Here is a 19,752-nt window from a genome sequence, read left to right as displayed (position 1 = left end):
AACTGGACAATACCTGATACGTAATTAATCATTGTTGTGTAAATTTATGAATTCCGGAGGAACAAATGCAGCAGTTACACAGTTACCTTTCTGGCGGCTGGGTGTTCGGCCAGGGCACCGCCCGCGAAATCCATCATGCCGTTACCGGCGAACCGCTGTATCAGGTTTGTTCCGACGGGCTGCCGCTGGCCGCCAGCCTGGCGTATGCGCGCAGCCGGGGTGGCAAGGCGCTGGCGCAGATGACCTTCCAACAGCGCGCACAGATGATGAAAGCGGTGGCCAAACACCTGTTGGCTCATAAAGAAGCACTGTATGACATTTCCTACCAAACCGGAGCGACTCGCAGTGACGGCTGGGTGGACATTGAGGGCGGTATAGCCACGCTGTTTGCCTATGCCGGTCTGGCAGGCCGTGAAATGCCGGACGATACCCTGTGGCCGGAAGACGAACTGATCCCGCTGTCCAAACAGGCGCAGTTTGCCGCCCGCCATGTGCTGACCTCACGCCCTGGCGTGGCTCTGCATATCAATGCCTTTAACTTCCCCTGCTGGGGGATGCTGGAAAAGCTGGCACCGACCTGGCTGGCGGGGATGCCGGCGATCATCAAACCGGCAACCGCCACCGCGCAGTTGACGCAGGCAATGGTCAAATTGATTATCGACAGCGGTTTGGTGCCGGAGGGCGCGCTGCAACTGGTGTGTGGCGGTATCGGTGACATGTTTGAATACCTCGATTATCAGGATGCGGTGACCTTTACCGGCTCGGCGCAGACCGGTCAGCGGCTGCGGGCCCATCCGCGCCTGCTGGAAAAATCCATTGCCTTCACCATGGAGGCCGATTCGCTCAACTGCTGCGTGCTGGGGGAAGACGTCACGCCGCAGATGCCGGAGTTTGCGCTGTTTATCAAAGAAGTGTGCCGCGAGATGACCGCCAAGGCCGGGCAGAAATGTACCGCCATCCGGCGGATTATCGTGCCAGCGAAGCGGGTGGCAGAGGTGCAGCAGGCGCTGTTGCAGCGCCTGGCCGGCGTTACGGTGGGCGACCCTAAACTGGAGCAGGTGCGCATGGGGGCGCTGGTCAGCCACGAACAGCGCAATGACGTACAGCAAAAGGTCGATTTTCTGCTGCATAACGGCTGTGAACCCTTGTGCGGTGCCGTGGCGGATAAACTGACGGTGATGGGCGAAGATGCGAGTAACGGCGCATTTTACCCGGCCACCCTGTTGTACTGCGCCGATCCCTTTACCCATCAGGCGGTGCACGGTACCGAAGCCTTTGGCCCGGTGGCGACGTTGATGCCTTATCAGCACACCGAACAGGCGATTGAACTGGCGTTAATGGGCCAGGGCAGCCTGGCGGGATCGCTGGTGACCGCCGATGAAACACTGGCAGCGCGCTTTATCCGCGCGACGGCCTGCGCCCATGGTCGCATGCTGATTTTGGATCAACAGGCGGCGCTGGAGTCCACCGGCCACGGTTCTCCGTTACCGATGCTGGTGCACGGCGGGCCAGGGCGAGCGGGAGGCGGTGAGGAACTGGGCGGGTTACGGGCGGTAAAACACTATATGCAACGCACGGCGATCCAGGGCAGCCCGGCAATGTTGGCGGCGATTGGCCGCGAGTGGGTACGCGGGGCAACGGTGATTGAGGATCCGGTTCATCCGTTCCGTAAATACTTTGAACAACTGCGGCTGGGCGAAAGCCTGCTCACCGCACGCCGTACGGTGACCGAAGCCGACATCGTTAATTTTGCCTGCCTCAGTGGTGACCATTTTTATGCTCATATGGACAAGATCGGTGCCGCCGAATCCCTGTTTGGCGAGCGGGTAGCGCATGGCTACTTTGTGGTATCTGCCGCTGCTGGTTTGTTTGTCGACCCTGGGGTGGGGCCGGTGATTGCCAACTACGGCATGGAAAACCTGCGTTTTATCGAGCCGGTGAAAATTGGCGATACCATCCAGGTACGGCTGACCTGCAAGAAGAAAATCCGCAAGCCGCAGAAAACCGCTGAAGATCGTCCGCATGGCGTGGTGGTGTGGGATGTGCAGGTGCTCAATCAACATCAGCAGGCGGTGGCGTTGTATAGCATTCTGACGCTGGTAGCACGCCAGCAAGGGGATTTTGAGGCGGTAAGCTAAAGACGCAGCAGGGGAAACCCTGCTGCTTACAGCGGATTAAATCAAGGGTTTGCGCAGCAGCGTTTCCAACATTTTTAGCGGTGACTGCCGTGGATTTTTCATCGCACTGACCGGCAGCAGGAAGGTTTGTTCCAACATAAACTGACCGACCATCGCTGCATGCGGCGTCTGATCGGAAAAACAGATCCAACTGCTGCCCGGCGGCAGGTCGAGTGCCAGCTGTGGGCCTTGCTGCTGGTAGTTTTGGTCGGCTTTCATTGCATCGTGCAGGTGCAGCATCAGGTGGTCGTAATGGCTGCGGCGGCGTTTGGTGATGCCGACCTTATGCTGCAGCCAACTGCTCAAGGGCGAATAGCGCGGAAGGCGCGGTATAAAACGTCGTGCCAATTGGGGGAAGGGCTCACCGACGCGCCATTGGCGATGCTCGCCGTGCGGATTGATGTTGGTAAAAATACGCAGGATGCGCTCACCCTGATTGGGGCGTGACGGGAAGGCGTCAACGTGCAAACGGCTGTCGTCCTTACGCCATGAACTGCTCGCACGCCAGGCCGAAACCGGGTGCAGGCGCAGGCTGTTAACCGGCGAATGCAAGGTCTGCTGATAGTGCGGCAGTAGCCCGATGACCAGTTGTCGGCAAGCCAGGTAATAACGTTCCAGCAGTGCCTGTACCTGCGGCTGTTGCGCCGCTATTGCTACGCCAGATAATTTTTGGCTTTCCGGCCAATAGCTGATGTTTTTACGTTTTATATCCACCAGCGCGGGATCCAATAGTGTTATTTCATCGTTTAATAATGGAAACGCCAGCTCGGGCAAAAACAGAATTTTACCTTGTTCCAGTGCTTTGACGGCCAGGAGGGAAAGAGGGGTGGCAGCACTGTCCCACTGCCGCTGTGGCACCGTCATCAACGCCTGTTCCGGCGTAATGTTATCCGTACGCATAATATCTCCTTGCAACGGGGTAATTTTTTAATTTTTATTTAAAATAGATTTATAACCAGCAGGAATGAGTTTTGAATTGGAATAATTTATATTAATAAGCTGGATGGAATGATCGTAGCATTATTAAAATGTACCAAACAGTAAACAGATATTAAACGATGAGTCTAATCGCACGAATGGGTAAAAATAGATTTAAGCGGAATTAATGTGTTTGTTATTGGAAATTAATCAAAAGCATCGACCAGGCAGGATAATTCTATTAGGTGGTCTGAGCTTTTTATCTGGGGCCGCCTTTAGTTAAAGGCGGCCCATCGGGTCAAGCGGAGTAAATGCGGTTTTTGCCCTGGGCTTTGGCTTGGTACAGTGCGCTGTCCGCCTGATTGATAAAGCTCATCGGCGTGTCGTTATACATATGCGGCACCTTGGCGTAGATCCCTATGCTGATGGTGATGACGCCATGTGGGTTGCCATCATGAGGTATTTTTAGCTCCCGCACCGCTTCGATAACGCGCTCGGCGAAAATCAGTGCACCCTGGGCGTCGGTATCCGGCAATATGATGGCCATTTCTTCGCCGCCGTAGCGGGCCATAATGTCGTTGCTGCGGCTGGCCATTCCCTTGAGCATTTGTCCGATCTGTTGCAGACACTGGTCGCCGGCGACGTGGCCATAGATGTCGTTATACTGCTTGAAATAGTCAATATCCAACATCAACAGCGCCACGCTGCGGTAGTTGCGTGAGGCGCGCATCAGCTCATTCTTTAAGGCAATATCAAACTGACGGCGGTTGGCCAGCCCGGTCAGGCCGTCCAGCAAGGCCAGTTCTTCCAGGGTGCGGTTGATACTGGTGAGCTGATCGCGAGTGCGCATCAGCTCGGCTTCGGTGCGCACGCTGTGGTTTATCTGACGCATCAACACCATCCCCATAGCCAACAGGATCGCCAGCAGGGTGGCACCACCCAGGGCAAACAGGCCGGAATCGTTGCGCCAATCAGCCAGCACGTCTTTTTTCGACAGCCCGGCGGCAATCACCAGTGGATAGCGGGTAACCCGTGAATAGCCGTAAATCCGTTCCACCTTGTCGTAGCGTGAGGTAATGGTGGCATTGCCGAATTCGGAATGTGGCAATATTTCCCGGAACAACACGCCCTCGGAAATATTCTTGCCGATGGCCGCCAGGGAATAAGGGCGACGGTAGAGAATGGTGCCGTCCGCCAATAGTAAGTTGAGTGAAGCATCGCTGTTTAGCGCAAAGGTATCGTAAAACTGGCGGAAATAATTGATATACAATGTGGCCAGTACGACCCCGGCAAAGCTGCCGTCCGGGTGGTTGAAACGGCGTGATACCGGAATGATCAAATCGCCGGTAGAGCGGCTGCGCACCACCTTGCCGATATAAACTGCATTGCTGTTGTGCTCGAGGTGATATTTAAAATATTCCCGGTCGGCATTGTTGGCGTTTTGTACAAAGCGGCCTGATGAAGTGACGACCCAATTACCTTGCGCATCGTAAACAAACAGCCCGTGCAGTTGTGGCAGGTTACCCACCTGTGTTTGCATCACTTTTTGCAATCGTAACAGCTGTGGGCTAGCCAGCCCGTCAACCTGAATGCGTTCACTCAGATCGGACAGCGTGCTGTCGGTCTGCATAAAGGTGTCATCGGCATGCTGCGCCAGCGCACGGGCCAAATTGGCGGATTCATTCTCGGCACTTTGCAAGTCGCGCTGATGGGCATTCCAAATTTGCCAGGCGTTAAACAGGATCAGCGTAACGGCAACGATGACGACAAACACGCCGGCCTGAAATAATAACGGGGAGTTTTTACCGTTGCGAGGCCGTTCGGCATCCTGCAGTTGCTGCTGTGTCATGTCACCCTTGCTGTACAATCTTTAAATCGAGGTAAGAACAATCCTACATCTTATTCGCTAATCACCTGGACCACTACACCTTAAACGGCGAAAATGAATAAGTTGTTGAGGGCAGAGGAAGAATATATTGCCTCCGATCATACCCTTCGCATTAAACCTGCGGAGAGAATACAGGGATCGCTTGCATGTCTGACTACATCATTATTACTTTGCTGACGCTGGTGGTTTATTACCCGGTGACGCTGGGAGTACTGGCGTTAATGATCCTGTTTGCCTGGCGGCAGCGTAAGTCGCCTTACTGGCGTTTGGGATTGGTGCTGCTGACGGCGCTGTTTGTGCTGTTCGCCATGGCGGCCTATGACTGGTATCACTACAACTGATGGTTGATACCACGATGCCCGCTATCAGAGCGGACACCGCAGCGGGATGAAGCACTATTCAACGTTGATCATCCAATTGACGCCAAACTGGTCGGTCAGCATACCAAAACCTTTGGCCCAGAAGGTGGACTGATAAGGCATGGTTACCTGGCCGCCCTGTGACAGTTTTTCAAACAGTTCGCGGCCTTGATCCACGGTACTCGGGTTGAGCGACAGGGCAAATCCTTTGTGTGATGCGTCGGCACCCTCCTGCGGGCAGCCATCCGAGGCCATCAGCGCGGTTTCACCGATCAGCAGCCGGGCATGCATGATGGACTCCGGATTGACGTCTTGAGGGTTGCCCTGTTTGGCTTCTTCGGGCATCTCTTTGTAACGCATCATCATTTCAAGCGTGGCACCCAACTGCTGCACGTAGAAGTTCACCGCCTGTTCACAGTTACCGTTAAAGAATAAGTAGGGTTGAATCACCATGACATTGACCTCTGTTATGGCCCGTCTGGGCGTTTAGCGGCCTACGGCGGGCGGGAAACAATAGTTTCTAATTGCGACTATTGCTGTTGGAAACTTACAAGTGTAGTGCGATTTCCGCTGAATGCCTGGCTGCCGATCACGCTGTGGGGATTTTTCGCCCGCCCAGCAGTATTGACCGAAAAACCGGGATGGTTCATCCCGGTTTAGACAGATTATCTGAGCGGTCACAGTTCCTATACTCGTTACAACCTTCACTAACGGAGTCACTGTAATGAGCAAACAATCTTTAAATGGAAAAGTGGTGTTGATCGCTGGCGGTGCGAAGAACCTGGGTGGCCTGGTAGCGCGCGATCTGGCGGCCGGCGGTGCAGCAGCGATAGTCGTGCATTACAACAGCGATGCGACCCGGGCGGCAGCGGAGGAAACGCTGAAGGCGGTTAAAGCGGCGGGCGCACAGGCGATAACGGTGCAGGGCGATCTGACTAAACCGGCTAACGTGGCGCAGCTGTTTGAGCAGGCTATCAAGGCATTCGGCAAAGTGGATATTGCCGTTAATACCGCCGGTCTGGTAATCAAAAAACCTATTGCCGAGGTGACCGAAGCGGACTACGACAGCAGTTTTGACATCAATTCCAAGGCGGCTTTCTTCTTTATCCAGCAGGCGGGCAAGCATTTGGCCGACAACGGTCGCATTGTGTCCATCGTCAGCTCACTGCTGGCGGTTTATACGCCGTTTTATGCCGTCTATCCGGGCAGCAAGGCACCGGTGGAGCACTTTACCCGTGCCGCGTCCAAAGAGTTTGGCGAGCGGGGCATCAGCGTGAACGCCATCGGCCCCGGCCCAATGGATACGCCGTTCTTCTATGGGCAGGAAAGCAAAGAGGCGGTGGAATATCACAGCAGCGCCGCGGCGCTGAGCAAGTTCTCGAAAACCGGCCTGACCGACATTGAGGACATCGCGCCGATCGTCAAATTTCTGGTCACCGACGGCTGGTGGATCACCGGGCAGACGCTGTTTGCCAACGGTGGCTATACTACCCGTTAATATCAATTTTGCTGCGGCCGATGCCGCAGCCTGTTTAACAGGATGCACTGCCGGTGGATAAAATAGGGAGATTGCGGGTCTTTATCCAGGTGGCCGAAGTGGGCAGTTTTATCCGGGCTTCGCAGATCCTGCTGATGCCAAAAACCACGGTTTCGGCCGCGATACAGCAATTGGAACATGAAATGGGCACCCGCCTGTTTCATCGCACCACTCGCCGGGTACAACTGACCAGCGACGGTGAACTGTTGCTCGAAAAGGCACGCAGCCTGCTGTTTGACGTGCAGGCATTGGAAAGTCTGTTTCACCGGCAAAACGGCCCGATCGGGGGGCGTTTGACGGTCGATGTCCCCAGCCGAATCGCCCGGAGAATGATCGTGCCGGCGCTGCCGGACTTTTTTCTGCAGTATCCCGAAATCCAACTGTTTCTCAGCGCCAGCGACCGTTCAGTCGATCTGATCCAGGAAGGGATCGATTGTGTGGTGCGCGTCGGCAACCTCAGCGACAGCAGTCTGGTCAGCCAGCCGCTGGGCCGCCTGAGTATGATCAACTGTGCCAGTCCGGATTATTTGCAGCGCTACGGGACCCCGGAGCATCCTGCCCAATTGGAAGATCACTGGGTGGTGGGCTATGCGCAGCCGACCCTGGCAGGGGCGGATAGCTGGCAGTGGCAGCAGGATGGACAGCATTTTGAGAAAACGTTGCCTAGTCGGGTGACGGTGAACAATGTGGAAAACTACATCGGCTGTTGCCTGGTGGGGTTGGGAATGATGCAGATACCGCGTTTTGATGTTCAACACTACCTGGATAACGGCAGCCTGTGCGAGATCTTGCCGCAGGCCCGGCCACCGGCAATGAGCATGGCTTTGCTTTATCCCCATCGTCGTCAGCGTTCGGCGCGTTTAACCGCCTTTGCCGAATGGTTCAGCCAGTTAATCAAGCCGTTCTGCGAAACCTGAGGCCTGCGGGCCAATGGGATTTTTATCTAAGTGAGATGCTATTTATTATTGGCTTTCAGGCAATTAAATTTCTGTAAAAACAAGACACAATTAAAACCGCCAAAAAAGTGACAAAGGATGTGTAACATTACATCAACAGCAGAGCGGCTGAACCATCCCAGGCGGCAGCCAGGGCATAAATGGCGGCCAGTATCAGCAGAAACGGCGTGTTGGTCATGGTCTGTCTCCGGCGTGAAGTCTCGCCTGTCGTTATAGCCTGTACAAATGACAGCGAGATGAATTCGGCTGATTTTCGTACAGTAAAATTCAGACGGACGGAAATGGGTAAACTGCTGATATTTGACTATAGTAGTTGTGTGAAGACGCGTGTTTATCGTGATTTACCCTGTATCGTTCTGCCGTTAAGGGAAGGGGCAGGTGTGAAAGTATCGAGCAGGCGCCGTCGTGGGTCTGGTGATAGGGTTTCTTAAGGCAAAAAGTAATAGGGAGAGTAAAAATGGGCATTATTTCCTGGATCATTTTTGGGTTAATCGCCGGTATCTTGGCTAAATGGATCATGCCGGGCAAAGACGGTGGTGGCTTTATCGTGACCGTCATTCTGGGGATTATCGGTGCAGTTGTCGGCGGCTATATCAGTACCTTCTTCGGTATGGGTCGCGTGGATGGCTTCAATCTGGGCAGCTTTGTTGTCGCAGTCATCGGTGCCCTGGTGGTGCTTTTTGTCTACAGAAAGATCAGAAGCTAATCAGATGCTGATCAACAGGGTCGCTGCGGCGGCCCTTTTTTCGTTAAATCACAAGGGTCGAGCGGCCTGAGCCGACGACTGGAAGGGGATTACCATGGGTCTTTTTGATAGCGTATTAGGCAATATTCTCGGCGGTGCCAACGGCGGTAAAGGCATCGATTACGTCGCCATCATGCAATGGGTTCAGCAACAGGGCGGCCTGCAGGCGATTCTGGACAAGTTCCGTCAGGGGCAATTCGGCGATGTGGTCGGTTCATGGCTGGGCAACGGTGAAAACCAGCAGATCAACGGCGATCACGTGCAGCAGGCGCTGGGCAGCGATGCCATCAAGCAGCTGGCCGAAAAGCTGGGCGTCGATCCGGCTCAGGCCTCCGCCACTATTGCGCAGTTCCTGCCAACGGTCGCTGACGCCGCATCGCCAAATGGCGAAGTGCAGCAGGACAGCAATGAACTGGGCGATATGGTCGGTAAACTGTTCAAATAATGTTTATGCCTCCGGCGCCTGGTCGGGGGCATAGTTTAACGTCATGCCTTCAATGTTCCCCAATGCCGTCAGCAAATACTCCACCCAGGCCTGCACTTTGCCGGGAATAAAGCGCGCCGCGGGATAAACCGCATGCAGCGCCATCGGCGGATAACGCCAGGCCGGCAAAATGGGCACCAACGCGCCACTCGCCAATTGCCGACCGATTAATGGCCGCTGTGCGCCGCCAATGCCCAGCCCCGACTCAATCGCCGCCAGCAATGAAAAAGTATTGTTAGCACGGAATACCGGACGCAGTTCCACCATCTCGGGGCCATGAGGGCCGATTAACGTCAGCGTGTCTGCGTCGCTCAGGCCGCTGTAACGAATGTGCGGATGGGTTGCCAGCTCTGCCAGCGTTTGCGGTTCACCCTGGGCTGCCAGGTAAGCCGGTGAGGCCACCAGAATGCGTTGTAACTCTCCCAGTCGTCGCGCCACCGTGCCAGGTGAACTCAGTTCGCCAAAGCGGATCGCTACATCGATGCCTTCACCGATCACATCCGCCCGACGATCGTCCAGCAACAGTTCGATGTTCAGTTGCGGATGCTGTTGCTGAAAGGCGATCGCCAGCGGCGTCAGGTGTTGTTGGCCGAAACCTGTTGGTGCATGGATGCGTAACGAACCCTGCAGCCGCAGGTTTTGGCCATGTAGCACTTCTTCCGCTTCACCCACCGCCGCCAGAATCGGTTTGATTTGTCGGTAATAGCCCGCACCGGCATCGGTCAGCGTCACGGCGCGGGTGCTGCGAAACAGCAGTTGTGCGCGCAGCTGTTGTTCCAGGCTGGCGATCTGTTGGCTGACCGCCGGTTGTGTCAGGCCCAGATCGCGAGCGGCGGCCGACAGGCTGCCCAACTCGGCTACCCGAACAAAAGTCTGCATGGCGTTTAGCTTGTCCATCGGCCCTCCATCTATAGATTTTACTTATAAGTGATAGTAATAAACCTCACCTACCGCAAGCTTAACTAATAAATCATAGTGAAAGTCTCAATAGATACTGAAGCGGAGACATAACATGCAAAACGACAAACTGGCGCTGGTGGTCGGCGCTAACGGCGTTATTGGCGGCAAGCTGATTGAAGAGCTGGAACAACAGGGTTGGCAGGTGATTGGCCTGTCGCGGCGCGGAGGCGTTGACCGGCCGCAGGTGCGTTATCTGGCGGTCGATCTGTTGGATACACAGGCAACGGCTGATGCCTTGCGATCGTTGACCCAGGTCAGCCACATTTTCTACGCTGCCTATCAGGATGCGCCGGATTGGGCGGGGCTGGTGGCGCCAAACCTGGCGATGCTAAGCAATGTGGTGGAGGCGTTGGAACCGGTGGCGCATGGCCTGGAGCACATTAGCCTGATGCAAGGCTATAAAGTGTATGGCGCTCATTTAGGGCCGTTCAAAACCCCGGCGCGTGAGAGTGATGCCGGGCATATGCCGCCGGAGTTTAATCTGGAGCAGCAAAGCTATCTTGAACAGCGCCAGCAGGGGAAAAACTGGCACTGGAGCGCCATTCGCCCCAGCGTCGTCGGTGGTTTCTCGCTTGGCAACCCGATGAATCTGGCGCTGACCCTGGCGGTTTATGCCTCGATCAGCAAGGCGCTGGGGCTGCCATTGCGTTTTCCCGGCAAACCAGGGGCTTACCACAGCCTGCTGGAAATGACCGATGCCGGGTTGCTGGCGCGAGCTACCCTGTGGGCGGCTACGGAGCCGGCGGCGGCTAATCAGGCATTTAACATCAATAACGGTGACCTGTTCCGCTGGAGTGAGCTGTGGCCGAAAATTGCCGGCTATTTTGATCTGGAAGTGGCGCCGCCGTTGCCGATGCCGCTGGAGTCGGTGATGGCGGATAAAAGTGAGCTGTGGCAGGCGTTGGCGCAACAGCATCATTTAGTCGAAACGGATTACCGCGCGGTGGCGAGTTGGCGTTTTGCCGATTTTGTTTTCTCGTGGGATTACGACATGTTTGCCGATGGCAGTAAGGCACGCCGTTTTGGCTTCCATCAATTTGTCGAAACCGAAGCGATGCTGTTCGCGCTGTTTGACGAATTCCGCCGTCGCAAGATAATTCCTTAAGTCGGCTGGCGGGACAGGCATTTTTTATGGCAATCTTTGGCTGCCGCACCAAGCGGCAGTCAGGAGGCCGTCACCCCGACCGGCCCGGATCGATGATGAGGAATTAACTGTGACAGGGATAACCGCCATACTGACGCTTTTGCTGGCGCTGGTGACCATTGCGCCACTTTCAAAGCATGCAGCCTGGTGGATCCGGGTGTGGGATTTCCCCCGCCTGCAAATACTGGCGCTCTCGTTGCTGGTGTTATTGCTTAACCTGCTGTTTGTACCGCTGTCACCCTGGGTGTGGGGCATGATGGCCGTGAACCTGGCCTGTGTGGCTTATCAGGCCGCGTGGATTTACCCTTATACCCGGCTGAGCAAACCCCAGGTGCTGGATTTTACCGGCTACCAGAAGAAACCGCGTATCCGCATTCTGGTGTCCAACGTGTTAACGCCCAATCGGCAGGCGGAGAAACTGTTGGCGTTGGTGGCGACCGAACGGCCGGACGTGCTGGTGGCGGTAGAAACCGATGCCTGGTGGGAGCAGCAGCTGTCGGCGCTGGAACAGGACTATCCTCACAGCCTGAAATGCCCGCTGGATAACCTGTACGGCATGCATGTCTATTCGCGGCTGAAACTCAGCGATGCGCAAATACAATATCTGGTGGATGAGCAGATCCCGTCGATGCACATGATGGTGCATTTGCCGCAAGGGCCGCAGATACGACTGCACTGTGTGCACCCGATGCCGCCCAGCCCGACCGAGAATGAAGAGTCGGAAGATCGCGATGCCGAGCTGGTGATGGTGGGCAAAAGCGCAGCCAAATCGGAGTTACCGGTAATTGTGACCGGCGATTTGAACGATGTGGCCTGGTCGACCACCACCCGGCTGTTTCTGAAAGTCAGCGGCCTGTTGGATCCGCGCCGTGGCCGTGGCATGTTCAGCACTTTTCACGCCGGTTATCCGTTCCTGCGTTGGCCCCTGGACCATGTGTTTCATAGCGATCATTTTGTTCTCGGTTCGCTGCGTCGCCTAACCAGCGTCGGCTCGGATCACTTCCCGATAATGGTGGAACTGGTGTATTCGCCGAAGCAGGGGGCACAGCAGGAAAGCCTGGAGAAAGACAGCGAAGACGAAGCGCTGGCGCAAGAGAAGTTAGCCAATACCGACTCCACGCCGGAAGAGGTCCACACCCCAGGCAGCTGAAATCATCCCCCCGCGACCCCTGCTGCGGGGGGCGTGTGACCTAGATAGTCAGCATGATTTTACCGATATGCTGACTGGACTCCATCAGCGCATGGGCTTCCGCGGCCTGATCCAGCGGGAAGGTTTTGAATATCTGCGGTTTTAATGCGCCGCGCTCCAGCAGCGGCCACACCTTCTGGCGTAAATCAGCGGCAATTTGCGCTTTATCTTCCACGCTGCGTGCACGCAAGGTCGAGCCGGTATGGGTCAGGCGCTTGATCAGCAGTGGCATCAGGTTCAGTTCCTTCACCACGCCGTTCTGGGTGCCGATTTGCACAATGCGCCCGTCCATCGCCGCCGCCTGGTAGTTCTTCGCCACGTAATCACCGGCAATCAGATCGACAATCACGTCGGCTCCCTTGCCGTTAGTCGCGCGCTGGGTCTGTTCAACAAAATCTTCGTTGCGGTAGTTAATCGCCACATCGGCACCCAATGCCAGACTGGCCTGGCGCTTTTCTTCGGAGCCGACGGTGGTGATCACCCGGGCGCAAAAGGCTTTCGCCAGCAGGGTGGCGACAGTGCCGATACCGGAGGTTCCGCCGTGGATCAATACGGTTTCGCCAGCCTTAAGGTGCCCGCGTTGGAACACGTTGACCCACACGGTAAAGAAGGTTTCCGGGATCGCCGCCGCTTCAATCAGGCTAAAGCCCTCGGGTACCGGCAGCGCATTGCTTTCATGTACTTTGCAGTATTCTGCGTAACCGCCGCCGGCAATCAGGGCGCAAACCGCGTCGCCGATGGCGTAATTTTGTACCCCAATACCGATAGCGACTACGGTACCGGCGATCTCCAGACCAGGAATGTCCGATGCGCCAGCAGGCGGTGCGTATTGGCCGCGGCGTTGCATCACATCAGGGCGGTTAACGCCGGCGGCAGCAACCTTCACCAGAATTTCTCCCTGTTGCAGGGTTGGCAGCGGTCTTTGGCTGCTAATCAGAACCTCTGGTTCGCCAGGCTGGCTGATTTCGACGACTTTCATGGTGTTGGGCAGCGCTGGATTGGCTGACATGGTGATTCTCCTCAGTTGGCGTTCAGGCGCAGTAACCAGTGTAGGTAACCGCCTGCTGTAATTCATGTTTTATCTTACATAAATGCCGAAGGGAGAATGTGGATCATAGGGCGGTCGCAAGGGGAAAGGTGGGGCGCCGCCGCAGGGGCGGCATGGGATTAGTCATTGGGCGGGATGCGAAAACCTTTTAGCGAGACGATAAAATGTTCTTTCCCTTTGGATATTTTGGCGCCTCGATCACACCACAGGCTGGCGAGCTGGAAAAAGTCGTCGCTGTCGATGTCATAGGCCAGTTCGATTTTTTTTGCCGTGCCGTAGCGGATCAGCTTTTCGGCTTCCTGGTGGTTGGTTGCTCTGATGGTGGTCATAACGAAATCCTTGGTATTAAGCCAGTGCGGATAATCGCCAACCATGATATGGCCATATTGTGACAATTTTGTGATGAAAAAATGACAGGGTGCAGTTCTGTGGCCAGGGGCAGGGTGTTAATGCCATGCCCCTGTACGCTTGCATTAACGATCGTAGGGACGCAGCAAGGTACTTTTCTTCTGAGATTTGAAGTGCTTATACAACGCGAATCCTGCGATGCCGGCTAATACGGCCAGCAAAGATAAATATTCAGTCGCCATCTGACAACCCTCCGATAAAGCATGGCTAAGGAGTGGTTATTTGTGACAGCTATCACGTTACGCAGCAATGAGACCATTCTGTAAGTCGGCAGGTGCTTGATATTCAGGCATAAAAAAAGCGCCTATAGGGAGGCGCATAAAATATTGCAACACAGCTTGTTGTGTTCAGCACCAGGAGGAGTGGTGAACAGGGTGTCATTGTATGAACACTGTGCTGCGGCCGATATAGGGATAACTCTTAAAGCCGCGTTACCACTGATAACCCATGCTCACATTGTAATCAGGTTCCTGATCGGTGGAGTAGGGATCCGACTGACGGCGGCGATCGGTTTTTTTCACCGGGCCGTTATTCGGGCCGTATTTAAGCGACGAATACGGCTTGGCGCGCGGGCGACTGCAGCCGGGGTGATCACATTCCATATCAACGCGAAAACCGGTTTTGTCTTCTGTTTCCGACCACACCACCGGTGGCTTGGCCGATTTTTTTTCCGGGCCAAGGGCGGTTTGCGGTGCGGGTGCCGGTTTGATACTGGGGTCCGGTGCGGTGTAGGACAGGTCCAGCGCCTGGGCGGGGGCGCTCAGTATCAACAGAGCAGTGCAGCAGGACGCTGCCAGCGTATGCCATCTCAGCATGGTCAATCTCCCTTTATAGTTACGCCGCGCAACTATAAATTAGTCAGACGAGAATTACTATCATTTGTGGCCGAAAATGGCGCAGAGCAGAGTTGGCGGCGCCAGCGTTCGGGTCTACTCTATGAGTAACTTCTCTTTATAAGACATTGAGCTATGACCACTGACACTGCGTCGTTGAGCTTACGCCAACGCAGTTATCGATTGTTGTTCGACAACCACTCCCGTAGCGGCCGCAGGATGGAAGCCTTTTGGGTCAGTACCGCGCTGCTCAGCGTGGTGCTGCTGTTTCTTGAGCCGGGAGGCAGCGCCTTATACGCGCCGGGGCAGCAAGCGATTTATCTTTTCTTTTATGCCGAGATTTTTTTTACCGTTATTTTCACGATCGAGTATTTGCTACGGCTGTGGAGCACCCCGCGTGACCAGCACTATGCCCGCAGTTTTTTCGGCGTTGTCGACCTATTGACGGTACTGCCGATGTACATCATCTGGTTTTACCCGCATATGACGGTGGAATTCGTGATGCTGCTGCGCGTCGTGCGGATACTGCGGGTGTTACGGGTGTTGAAACTGCTGCGTTACATGAGCGAGATGGGCATGATTTGGCGCAGCATCAAACTGGCGCGTCACAAGCTGGCGATGTTTTTTGGTTTTGTCGCCGTGGTGCTGTGCGTCTTTGGCGGCCTGATGTATGCGATTGAGGGGGGCAGCGGGGGCTTTACCAGCCTGGCGGCCTCCGTTTATTGGGCGGTAGTGACGCTGACCACCGTGGGATACGGCGATATTGTTCCCCATACCCCGTTGGGGCGGTTACTGACTTCGGTACTTATCCTGCTGGGCTATTCAATCATTGCGGTGCCAACCGGCATTCTGACGGCCTATATGTCGCAGGAGCTGCAACGTAACCGCGAAAGGCGTAATTGTGAGCAATGTCAAAGAGGTGGCCACGAGACTGAGGCCATATTTTGTAAATATTGTGGCAGTGCCTTACCCCCGCTAGCCGGAAAACACAGTCACAAATGACGACAAATTAAGCAGATCGGGTGAAATCCTGTGCGTTTAGCCTCGTTTCCACAGAGGGGCTTATAAAAAGAGTTGCTATTAAAGCCCCGTCATGAGTTAATGCTTCTCGGCCTGTGGTACAGACCTATTTATGCACGACATTTTGAGTAAAGTAGTTCAAATTTAAAGCGTTATCCTAGATAGCTCTTCACTGACGAATTTCCTTTCTAGTGCCTCCATAAGTAACTGATGACCGGCTATTTCTTGCCCATGGTGGCGTAAATTTAATATTGTAGGAATTAAACATGTCTAACATGATCAAAGGTCAAGTGAAGTGGTTCAACGAGTCTAAAGGTTTCGGTTTCATCACTCCAGCAGACGGCAGCAAAGATGTGTTCGTACACTTCTCTGCTATCCAGGATCAAGGCTTCAAGACCCTGGCTGAAGGCCAGAACGTACAGTTCTCTATCGAGAACGGTGCTAAAGGTCCGTCAGCGGCTAACGTTACCGCTATCTAATCGGCCTCTCGCTGATTAATAAAAACCCGCCAAGGCGGGTTTTTTTGTGCCTGCTATTTGCCGCAGGCAAAAAAAAGCCCGCAAGTCTGCGGGCAAAAGTTCCTTGTTACTTCTTCATTTGCAGGTACTTCTCTGGGGGGGAAGCACCAGAGCATAGACTACCTGTTGCGCGCTTAAGATTCTGCGGACAAAACGTTAAGAATGTGAAAAGGCCACGGGCCGAATGGCCTGCTACGCTTGTAGAAAGGCGCTACGCAGGAGAGCTGCGGATTTACTGCAGTGTACGGTATTTTTCTTACCGCATTTTGTAATACACTGACATCAATGACAAATGATGGGGTAGGGCATGAAAGCTAACGATCTGGTAACGGTAAAAACTGATGGTGAGCAACGGCGTGAGGGAGTGATTCTGGCGGTAGAAGAGTTTAACGAGGGGGTAATGTATCTGGTCTCTTTGCCTGACTATCCTGCCGGTGTCTGGTTCTTTAACGAGATAGACAGTCGTGACGGCACCTTTGTTGAACTGCGACAGGTCGCTTCTCAGGCTCCAGACTCCAAATAGCCCGGTTTGTTAATTTAATTTGCAAGATTTACGGTGGGTGATTATTTCACAGCGCTAGGAATAATCGGTTTTTTGCTGCGGGAATACCCGCCGCGGCCGAGATTTTCGTCGCGAGCAGGTATTTAGGTTATTTAAATGCGTGGTTTCCAGCACTCTGTGCTGAACAACATTTAAAACCAACGTTTGGCAGAGTACACAACAAAGCTTTTAACCTAGCGGCTATTGACAAATATCCCACTGGTTAGCGTGTCGGTCAAACGAACAACATGATAAATAATCTGTTTGTTGTGCGTTTTAATTTTTCTTTTGATATTTCCCTTGTGGGAAGAGACGGTTTTGGCTTTAATTTGCATCTGGTCGGATATCTGGATGGTGCCCTGACCCGACATCCACATGCGTAACATGTTTGATTCAGTTTGGCTGAGCGTAACCGGAGTCTGATCAAATGAGGTTTTTTCAGTGCGAGGAGCTTTTCTTTCCAGATAGTGACTAAGTAGTTGATTCATAGTCTCTGGTTTGATCGATTTTGACGAGATGATGACATTTTTACGAACATATAAATAATCGTCAAAATGTACGTTGGTGATGGCCATAAAGATGAAGAATAAGGTGTCAGGGTGCAGTGATATCACCCCTTTTATACGTTCCGTCGCGTTAGCTTCGTGTATAAAACAGTCTTCATTAATAAATACCAGGCTAGGCTTCAACTTGCTGCATTTTTCATGCAGATCGTCGATATCACCAATAGCATTAATCTGGCGTTTTTTTACTCCGTGCGTTGTCAGGTAGTCTGTTAAACCCAATCTGGTATAGCTGCATGAATCCATAATGATCGTTGGCATATCTCACCCCCACTTAAATCCGTTTTACCGCGGTAACAAAAAGAAAAAGCCTGAAGCCTAAAAGGCAAAAAAGAACAAAAAGAGTCACATCCAGGAATGTTCTATCAATAAATACGGTAGTACTCAACGATATTTTCTTTCTAAACTAATTAACATCATGAACCTATAAGTTTAGCTTAAGTCAGAATAATCTGCTGGCGTAAGGATTGCGGGGCAGTAACGGCAACTTGTGCTTGAGCCGCGTGCTCGCTGGTATTTTTATCATTGAATCTGCCCATCATGTCACGAAACGAAATTTTAGATTGATAGGAAAATTCTTAAAAAAAATTCATGTGTTGTTTTTTTAACATTTCTTGGCCTATTTATTCATCAGTGTAAGTGCTACAAGGTTTTAATGGTTTTATTTTTATTAATATTATCATGTGGTTATATTTATTTCATGGGTTTTTGATAATGATAATTCTTCCATTCCTTATCACTTGCGATAACCAATAGTCACACAAAGTTAACATTGCCCGGTGTTTTTGTTACGAAAATTGGCGTTATAACAAAGAGTTGATGTGATTATTCGTGCTGTTACGACTAATGTGATAAATGTCAGTGAGTGATTAATTGGTTTTACTGAACTATTTGGGCAGCATCCCAGGGTACCAATATCCGTTGATCGGCAGGGGGGGAATGCTGCCGTAGAATAATCACCGGCAGCAATCAATAGTGTGGCGTTATCTTGACTTGTCCTATCAGCCAGTCTCTGCCAGGCAGTGACGTATCGATTCCAACGCCAGATGGATATCGCTTTCCTCGGTCATCCAGTTGACCAACGCAGCACGGACCCCCGGCTGTCCGTTATAACGGGTAGGGGTGCAGCGCACTACGCCGTGCCGATCGAGACGGGCTATAAAGCGATCGCGTGCAGCAGTAGCATCGCCTGCGACATTTTTGAGCGCAAAGCACACTACGTTCAGATTGACTGGCGCCAGCAGGTGGAAACCCGCGCTGGCCGTCAGCTCTGCCCCCAGCAACTGCGCCAGTCGAACATTGCGTTCAACCATATCTTGCATACCGCTGCGGCCATAAGCTTTCAACGCCATCCACAACGGCAGGGCGCGAAAACGCCGCGAGTTTTCCGGAGTCAGGTGCAGGTAGTTGTCTGGCCGCTGCGTTGGCGCTTCCAGATAAGCCGAATGGTTTTGGAAGACCTGCATTTGCAATGCCAGATGGCGGCTAAATTGGATTGCGCTGTCGTAGGGCACGTTCAACCATTTATGCGCATCAACGGTAATCGAGTCAGCCTGCTCCCAACCGGCTAAGCGTGGCGCATAGTGCGGTGAACAGGCCGCCACGCCGCCAAAGGCCGCATCAACGTGTAACCAGAACGGGTAGCGCTCGCGCAACGCCAGCAGCTGCTGCAGGTCGTCGAAGACCACGGTATTCACCGTTCCGGCACTGGCCAGCACCATGGTCGGTACACCGACACTGGCGGCCAGATGCCGTTCCAACGCAGCAGGGTCGATAGCTTCGGAGTTCGGCAGGCTGTCGATAATTTTTAATGCGTCGCGACCCATGCCGAGCATGCTGAGTGCTTTTTCGCTGCTGGAGTGCGCATTCGCTGACAAAACCTGTATGGTCCCCAACGCTGCCAACCCCTGTTCCGCAACATTGATGCCGCGCTGCTGCCCCAGCCACTGGCGGCCGATGGCCATGCCGACAAAGTTGGCCATGGTTGCCCCGCTGACAAAACTGCCGTTGAATGCCTCTGGCAGACCCAACAAGTCTTTTAGCTGCACAATGGTCGCCAGTTCAATTGCCGCGGCCACGGTATCGTGGCTCAGCTGACTGTTTTGGTCGACAGCGCTAACCAGCCAGTCTGCTGCCAATGCGGCGGGGGTCGAGCCGCCGGTAACAAAGCCAAAATAACGCGGCCCGGCGCTGGCAGAAAGACCCTCGGCATAACGCCGCCAGAAATCGTCCAGTGCCGCCAGTGCGCCATCGCCGCTGTCAGCCAGTAAATTGTCACCCGGCTGTAGCTGTTGAGCAACCAGAGGAGGGCAAACCGGGCGCTGTTGCAGGCCCGTCAGGAAGCCTTCGGCCAACTGCCGGGTGCGGTCGAGTATCTGTGGAAATTGCTCAAGGTCCTGCTGTAAACGTGGGTGCATCGCTGACTCCAGATGTAAGGGGCATGAGTGACAGCCTAGAACATTTG

At 53.8% G+C, this 19,752-nt stretch carries 20 protein-coding genes; 11 read left to right on the top strand and 9 right to left on the bottom strand.

What is annotated here, in order from left to right:
• The first annotated feature begins 65 nt into the window (after window positions 1-65).
• Window positions 66-2,138, top strand: a complete 2,073-nt coding sequence (paaZ, locus tag ACSOSI_RS16265) for a phenylacetic acid degradation bifunctional protein PaaZ (protein WP_476705791.1) — start codon at window positions 66-68, stop codon at window positions 2,136-2,138.
• Between the two features lie 36 nt (window positions 2,139-2,174).
• On the opposite strand, the gene ACSOSI_RS16260 is transcribed toward paaZ, so the two are convergent.
• Window positions 2,175-3,077, bottom strand: coding sequence for a Kdo hydroxylase family protein (locus tag ACSOSI_RS16260; RefSeq protein ID WP_476705790.1), 903 nt, complete (start codon window positions 3,075-3,077; stop codon window positions 2,175-2,177).
• Window positions 3,078-3,393: 316 nt separating this feature from the next.
• Window positions 3,394-4,944, bottom strand: coding sequence for a sensor domain-containing diguanylate cyclase (locus tag ACSOSI_RS16255; RefSeq protein ID WP_476705789.1), 1,551 nt, complete (start codon window positions 4,942-4,944; stop codon window positions 3,394-3,396).
• A 185-nt stretch (window positions 4,945-5,129) separates the two neighbouring features.
• Here ACSOSI_RS16255 and ACSOSI_RS16250 point away from each other — a divergent pair, with 185 nt between their 5' ends.
• The gene (locus tag ACSOSI_RS16250; RefSeq protein ID WP_012145786.1) at window positions 5,130-5,324 is read left to right on the top strand and encodes a hypothetical protein; all 195 of its coding nucleotides are present in this window, start codon (window positions 5,130-5,132) and stop codon (window positions 5,322-5,324) included.
• 54 nt (window positions 5,325-5,378) lie between these two features.
• Here the strand turns inward: ACSOSI_RS16250 and ACSOSI_RS16245 are convergent, their stop codons facing one another.
• The gene (locus tag ACSOSI_RS16245) at window positions 5,379-5,795 is read right to left on the bottom strand and encodes a VOC family protein (RefSeq protein WP_012145785.1); all 417 of its coding nucleotides are present in this window, start codon (window positions 5,793-5,795) and stop codon (window positions 5,379-5,381) included.
• Between the two features lie 271 nt (window positions 5,796-6,066).
• On the opposite strand from ACSOSI_RS16245, the gene ACSOSI_RS16240 reads away from it, so the two are divergent.
• The 4 genes from ACSOSI_RS16240 to ACSOSI_RS16225 all read left to right on the top strand — a co-directional run bounded on the left by ACSOSI_RS16240 (window position 6,067) and on the right by ACSOSI_RS16225 (window position 9,025).
• Window positions 6,067-6,840, top strand: coding sequence for an SDR family oxidoreductase (locus tag ACSOSI_RS16240; RefSeq protein WP_476705788.1), 774 nt, complete (start codon window positions 6,067-6,069; stop codon window positions 6,838-6,840).
• Between the two features lie 53 nt (window positions 6,841-6,893).
• Window positions 6,894-7,796 (top strand): LysR family transcriptional regulator, encoded by a 903-nt coding sequence (locus tag ACSOSI_RS16235; protein WP_476705787.1) that lies wholly within the window; start codon window positions 6,894-6,896, stop codon window positions 7,794-7,796.
• A 496-nt stretch (window positions 7,797-8,292) separates the two neighbouring features.
• Complete coding sequence (locus tag ACSOSI_RS16230) at window positions 8,293-8,541, top strand: GlsB/YeaQ/YmgE family stress response membrane protein (RefSeq protein WP_012145782.1); 249 nt, start codon at window positions 8,293-8,295, stop codon at window positions 8,539-8,541.
• 94 nt (window positions 8,542-8,635) lie between these two features.
• Window positions 8,636-9,025, top strand: coding sequence for a YidB family protein (locus ACSOSI_RS16225; RefSeq protein ID WP_476705786.1), 390 nt, complete (start codon window positions 8,636-8,638; stop codon window positions 9,023-9,025).
• A gap of 3 nt (window positions 9,026-9,028) precedes the next feature.
• On the opposite strand, the gene ACSOSI_RS16220 is transcribed toward ACSOSI_RS16225, so the two are convergent.
• Window positions 9,029-9,961 carry a LysR family transcriptional regulator gene (locus tag ACSOSI_RS16220; RefSeq protein ID WP_476705785.1) on the bottom strand — a complete coding sequence of 311 codons (933 nt, stop codon included), beginning with the start codon at window positions 9,959-9,961 and terminating at the stop codon, window positions 9,029-9,031.
• 115 nt (window positions 9,962-10,076) lie between these two features.
• Between ACSOSI_RS16220 and ACSOSI_RS16215 the strand changes: the two genes are divergently transcribed.
• Window positions 10,077-11,129: an SDR family oxidoreductase gene (locus tag ACSOSI_RS16215; RefSeq protein ID WP_476705784.1), complete on the top strand. Its 1,053-nt coding sequence runs from the start codon at window positions 10,077-10,079 to the stop codon at window positions 11,127-11,129.
• Window positions 11,130-11,238: 109 nt separating this feature from the next.
• Complete coding sequence (locus ACSOSI_RS16210; protein ID WP_261413521.1) at window positions 11,239-12,318, top strand: endonuclease/exonuclease/phosphatase family protein; 1,080 nt, start codon at window positions 11,239-11,241, stop codon at window positions 12,316-12,318.
• A gap of 40 nt (window positions 12,319-12,358) precedes the next feature.
• Here ACSOSI_RS16210 and ACSOSI_RS16205 read toward each other — a convergent pair whose 3' ends face one another.
• The 3 genes from ACSOSI_RS16205 to ACSOSI_RS16195 form a co-directional block, all read right to left on the bottom strand.
• The gene (locus ACSOSI_RS16205) at window positions 12,359-13,366 is read right to left on the bottom strand and encodes an NAD(P)H-quinone oxidoreductase (protein WP_012145777.1); all 1,008 of its coding nucleotides are present in this window, start codon (window positions 13,364-13,366) and stop codon (window positions 12,359-12,361) included.
• A 158-nt stretch (window positions 13,367-13,524) separates the two neighbouring features.
• On the bottom strand, window positions 13,525-13,734 hold the full coding sequence (locus ACSOSI_RS16200) for a hypothetical protein (protein ID WP_012145776.1): 210 nt from the start codon (window positions 13,732-13,734) through the stop codon (window positions 13,525-13,527).
• 510 nt (window positions 13,735-14,244) lie between these two features.
• A complete protein-coding gene (locus tag ACSOSI_RS16195) occupies window positions 14,245-14,628 on the bottom strand; it encodes a hypothetical protein (RefSeq protein ID WP_012145775.1) in 384 nt (127 codons plus the stop codon).
• A 153-nt stretch (window positions 14,629-14,781) separates the two neighbouring features.
• Here ACSOSI_RS16195 and ACSOSI_RS16190 point away from each other — a divergent pair, with 153 nt between their 5' ends.
• The 3 genes from ACSOSI_RS16190 (at window position 14,782) to dsrB (ending at window position 16,707) form a co-directional block, all read left to right on the top strand.
• On the top strand, window positions 14,782-15,648 hold the full coding sequence (locus tag ACSOSI_RS16190) for an ion transporter (RefSeq protein ID WP_017893294.1): 867 nt from the start codon (window positions 14,782-14,784) through the stop codon (window positions 15,646-15,648).
• Window positions 15,649-15,932: 284 nt separating this feature from the next.
• Window positions 15,933-16,145, top strand: a complete 213-nt coding sequence (gene cspE, locus ACSOSI_RS16185; protein WP_004946278.1) for a transcription antiterminator/RNA stability regulator CspE — start codon at window positions 15,933-15,935, stop codon at window positions 16,143-16,145.
• Window positions 16,146-16,491: 346 nt separating this feature from the next.
• Window positions 16,492-16,707, top strand: coding sequence for a protein DsrB (dsrB, locus tag ACSOSI_RS16180; protein WP_012145773.1), 216 nt, complete (start codon window positions 16,492-16,494; stop codon window positions 16,705-16,707).
• Between the two features lie 212 nt (window positions 16,708-16,919).
• Here the strand turns inward: dsrB and rcsA are convergent, their stop codons facing one another.
• Together rcsA and ACSOSI_RS16170 are read right to left on the bottom strand one after the other, a co-directional pair.
• Window positions 16,920-17,549, bottom strand: a complete 630-nt coding sequence (gene rcsA / locus ACSOSI_RS16175; RefSeq protein ID WP_012145772.1) for a transcriptional regulator RcsA — start codon at window positions 17,547-17,549, stop codon at window positions 16,920-16,922.
• A 740-nt stretch (window positions 17,550-18,289) separates the two neighbouring features.
• Window positions 18,290-19,705: a pyridoxal phosphate-dependent decarboxylase family protein gene (locus tag ACSOSI_RS16170; protein ID WP_476705783.1), complete on the bottom strand. Its 1,416-nt coding sequence runs from the start codon at window positions 19,703-19,705 to the stop codon at window positions 18,290-18,292.
• Window positions 19,706-19,752: the final 47 nt, after the last annotated feature.

Source organism: Serratia sp. AR11, from assembly GCF_056376275.1.
This window is presented reverse-complemented; position numbering and strand designations above follow the sequence as displayed.

What these genes read in the sequence shown, in the direction of transcription:
- paaZ (WP_476705791.1), top strand. Translation starts at nt 66, where the DNA reads ATGCAGCAGTTACACAGTTACCTTTCTGGCGGCTGGGTGTTCGGCCAG.
- ACSOSI_RS16260 (WP_476705790.1), bottom strand. Translation starts at nt 3,077, where the DNA reads ATGCGTACGGATAACATTACGCCGGAACAGGCGTTGATGACGGTGCCA.
- ACSOSI_RS16255 (WP_476705789.1), bottom strand. Translation starts at nt 4,944, where the DNA reads ATGACACAGCAGCAACTGCAGGATGCCGAACGGCCTCGCAACGGTAAA.
- ACSOSI_RS16250 (WP_012145786.1), top strand. Translation starts at nt 5,130, where the DNA reads ATGTCTGACTACATCATTATTACTTTGCTGACGCTGGTGGTTTATTAC.
- ACSOSI_RS16245 (WP_012145785.1), bottom strand. Translation starts at nt 5,795, where the DNA reads ATGGTGATTCAACCCTACTTATTCTTTAACGGTAACTGTGAACAGGCG.
- ACSOSI_RS16240 (WP_476705788.1), top strand. Translation starts at nt 6,067, where the DNA reads ATGAGCAAACAATCTTTAAATGGAAAAGTGGTGTTGATCGCTGGCGGT.
- ACSOSI_RS16230 (WP_012145782.1), top strand. Translation starts at nt 8,293, where the DNA reads ATGGGCATTATTTCCTGGATCATTTTTGGGTTAATCGCCGGTATCTTG.
- ACSOSI_RS16225 (WP_476705786.1), top strand. Translation starts at nt 8,636, where the DNA reads ATGGGTCTTTTTGATAGCGTATTAGGCAATATTCTCGGCGGTGCCAAC.
- ACSOSI_RS16220 (WP_476705785.1), bottom strand. Translation starts at nt 9,961, where the DNA reads ATGGACAAGCTAAACGCCATGCAGACTTTTGTTCGGGTAGCCGAGTTG.
- ACSOSI_RS16215 (WP_476705784.1), top strand. Translation starts at nt 10,077, where the DNA reads ATGCAAAACGACAAACTGGCGCTGGTGGTCGGCGCTAACGGCGTTATT.
- ACSOSI_RS16205 (WP_012145777.1), bottom strand. Translation starts at nt 13,366, where the DNA reads ATGTCAGCCAATCCAGCGCTGCCCAACACCATGAAAGTCGTCGAAATC.
- ACSOSI_RS16200 (WP_012145776.1), bottom strand. Translation starts at nt 13,734, where the DNA reads ATGACCACCATCAGAGCAACCAACCACCAGGAAGCCGAAAAGCTGATC.
- ACSOSI_RS16195 (WP_012145775.1), bottom strand. Translation starts at nt 14,628, where the DNA reads ATGCTGAGATGGCATACGCTGGCAGCGTCCTGCTGCACTGCTCTGTTG.
- ACSOSI_RS16190 (WP_017893294.1), top strand. Translation starts at nt 14,782, where the DNA reads ATGACCACTGACACTGCGTCGTTGAGCTTACGCCAACGCAGTTATCGA.
- cspE (WP_004946278.1), top strand. Translation starts at nt 15,933, where the DNA reads ATGTCTAACATGATCAAAGGTCAAGTGAAGTGGTTCAACGAGTCTAAA.
- dsrB (WP_012145773.1), top strand. Translation starts at nt 16,492, where the DNA reads ATGAAAGCTAACGATCTGGTAACGGTAAAAACTGATGGTGAGCAACGG.
- rcsA (WP_012145772.1), bottom strand. Translation starts at nt 17,549, where the DNA reads ATGCCAACGATCATTATGGATTCATGCAGCTATACCAGATTGGGTTTA.
- ACSOSI_RS16170 (WP_476705783.1), bottom strand. Translation starts at nt 19,705, where the DNA reads ATGCACCCACGTTTACAGCAGGACCTTGAGCAATTTCCACAGATACTC.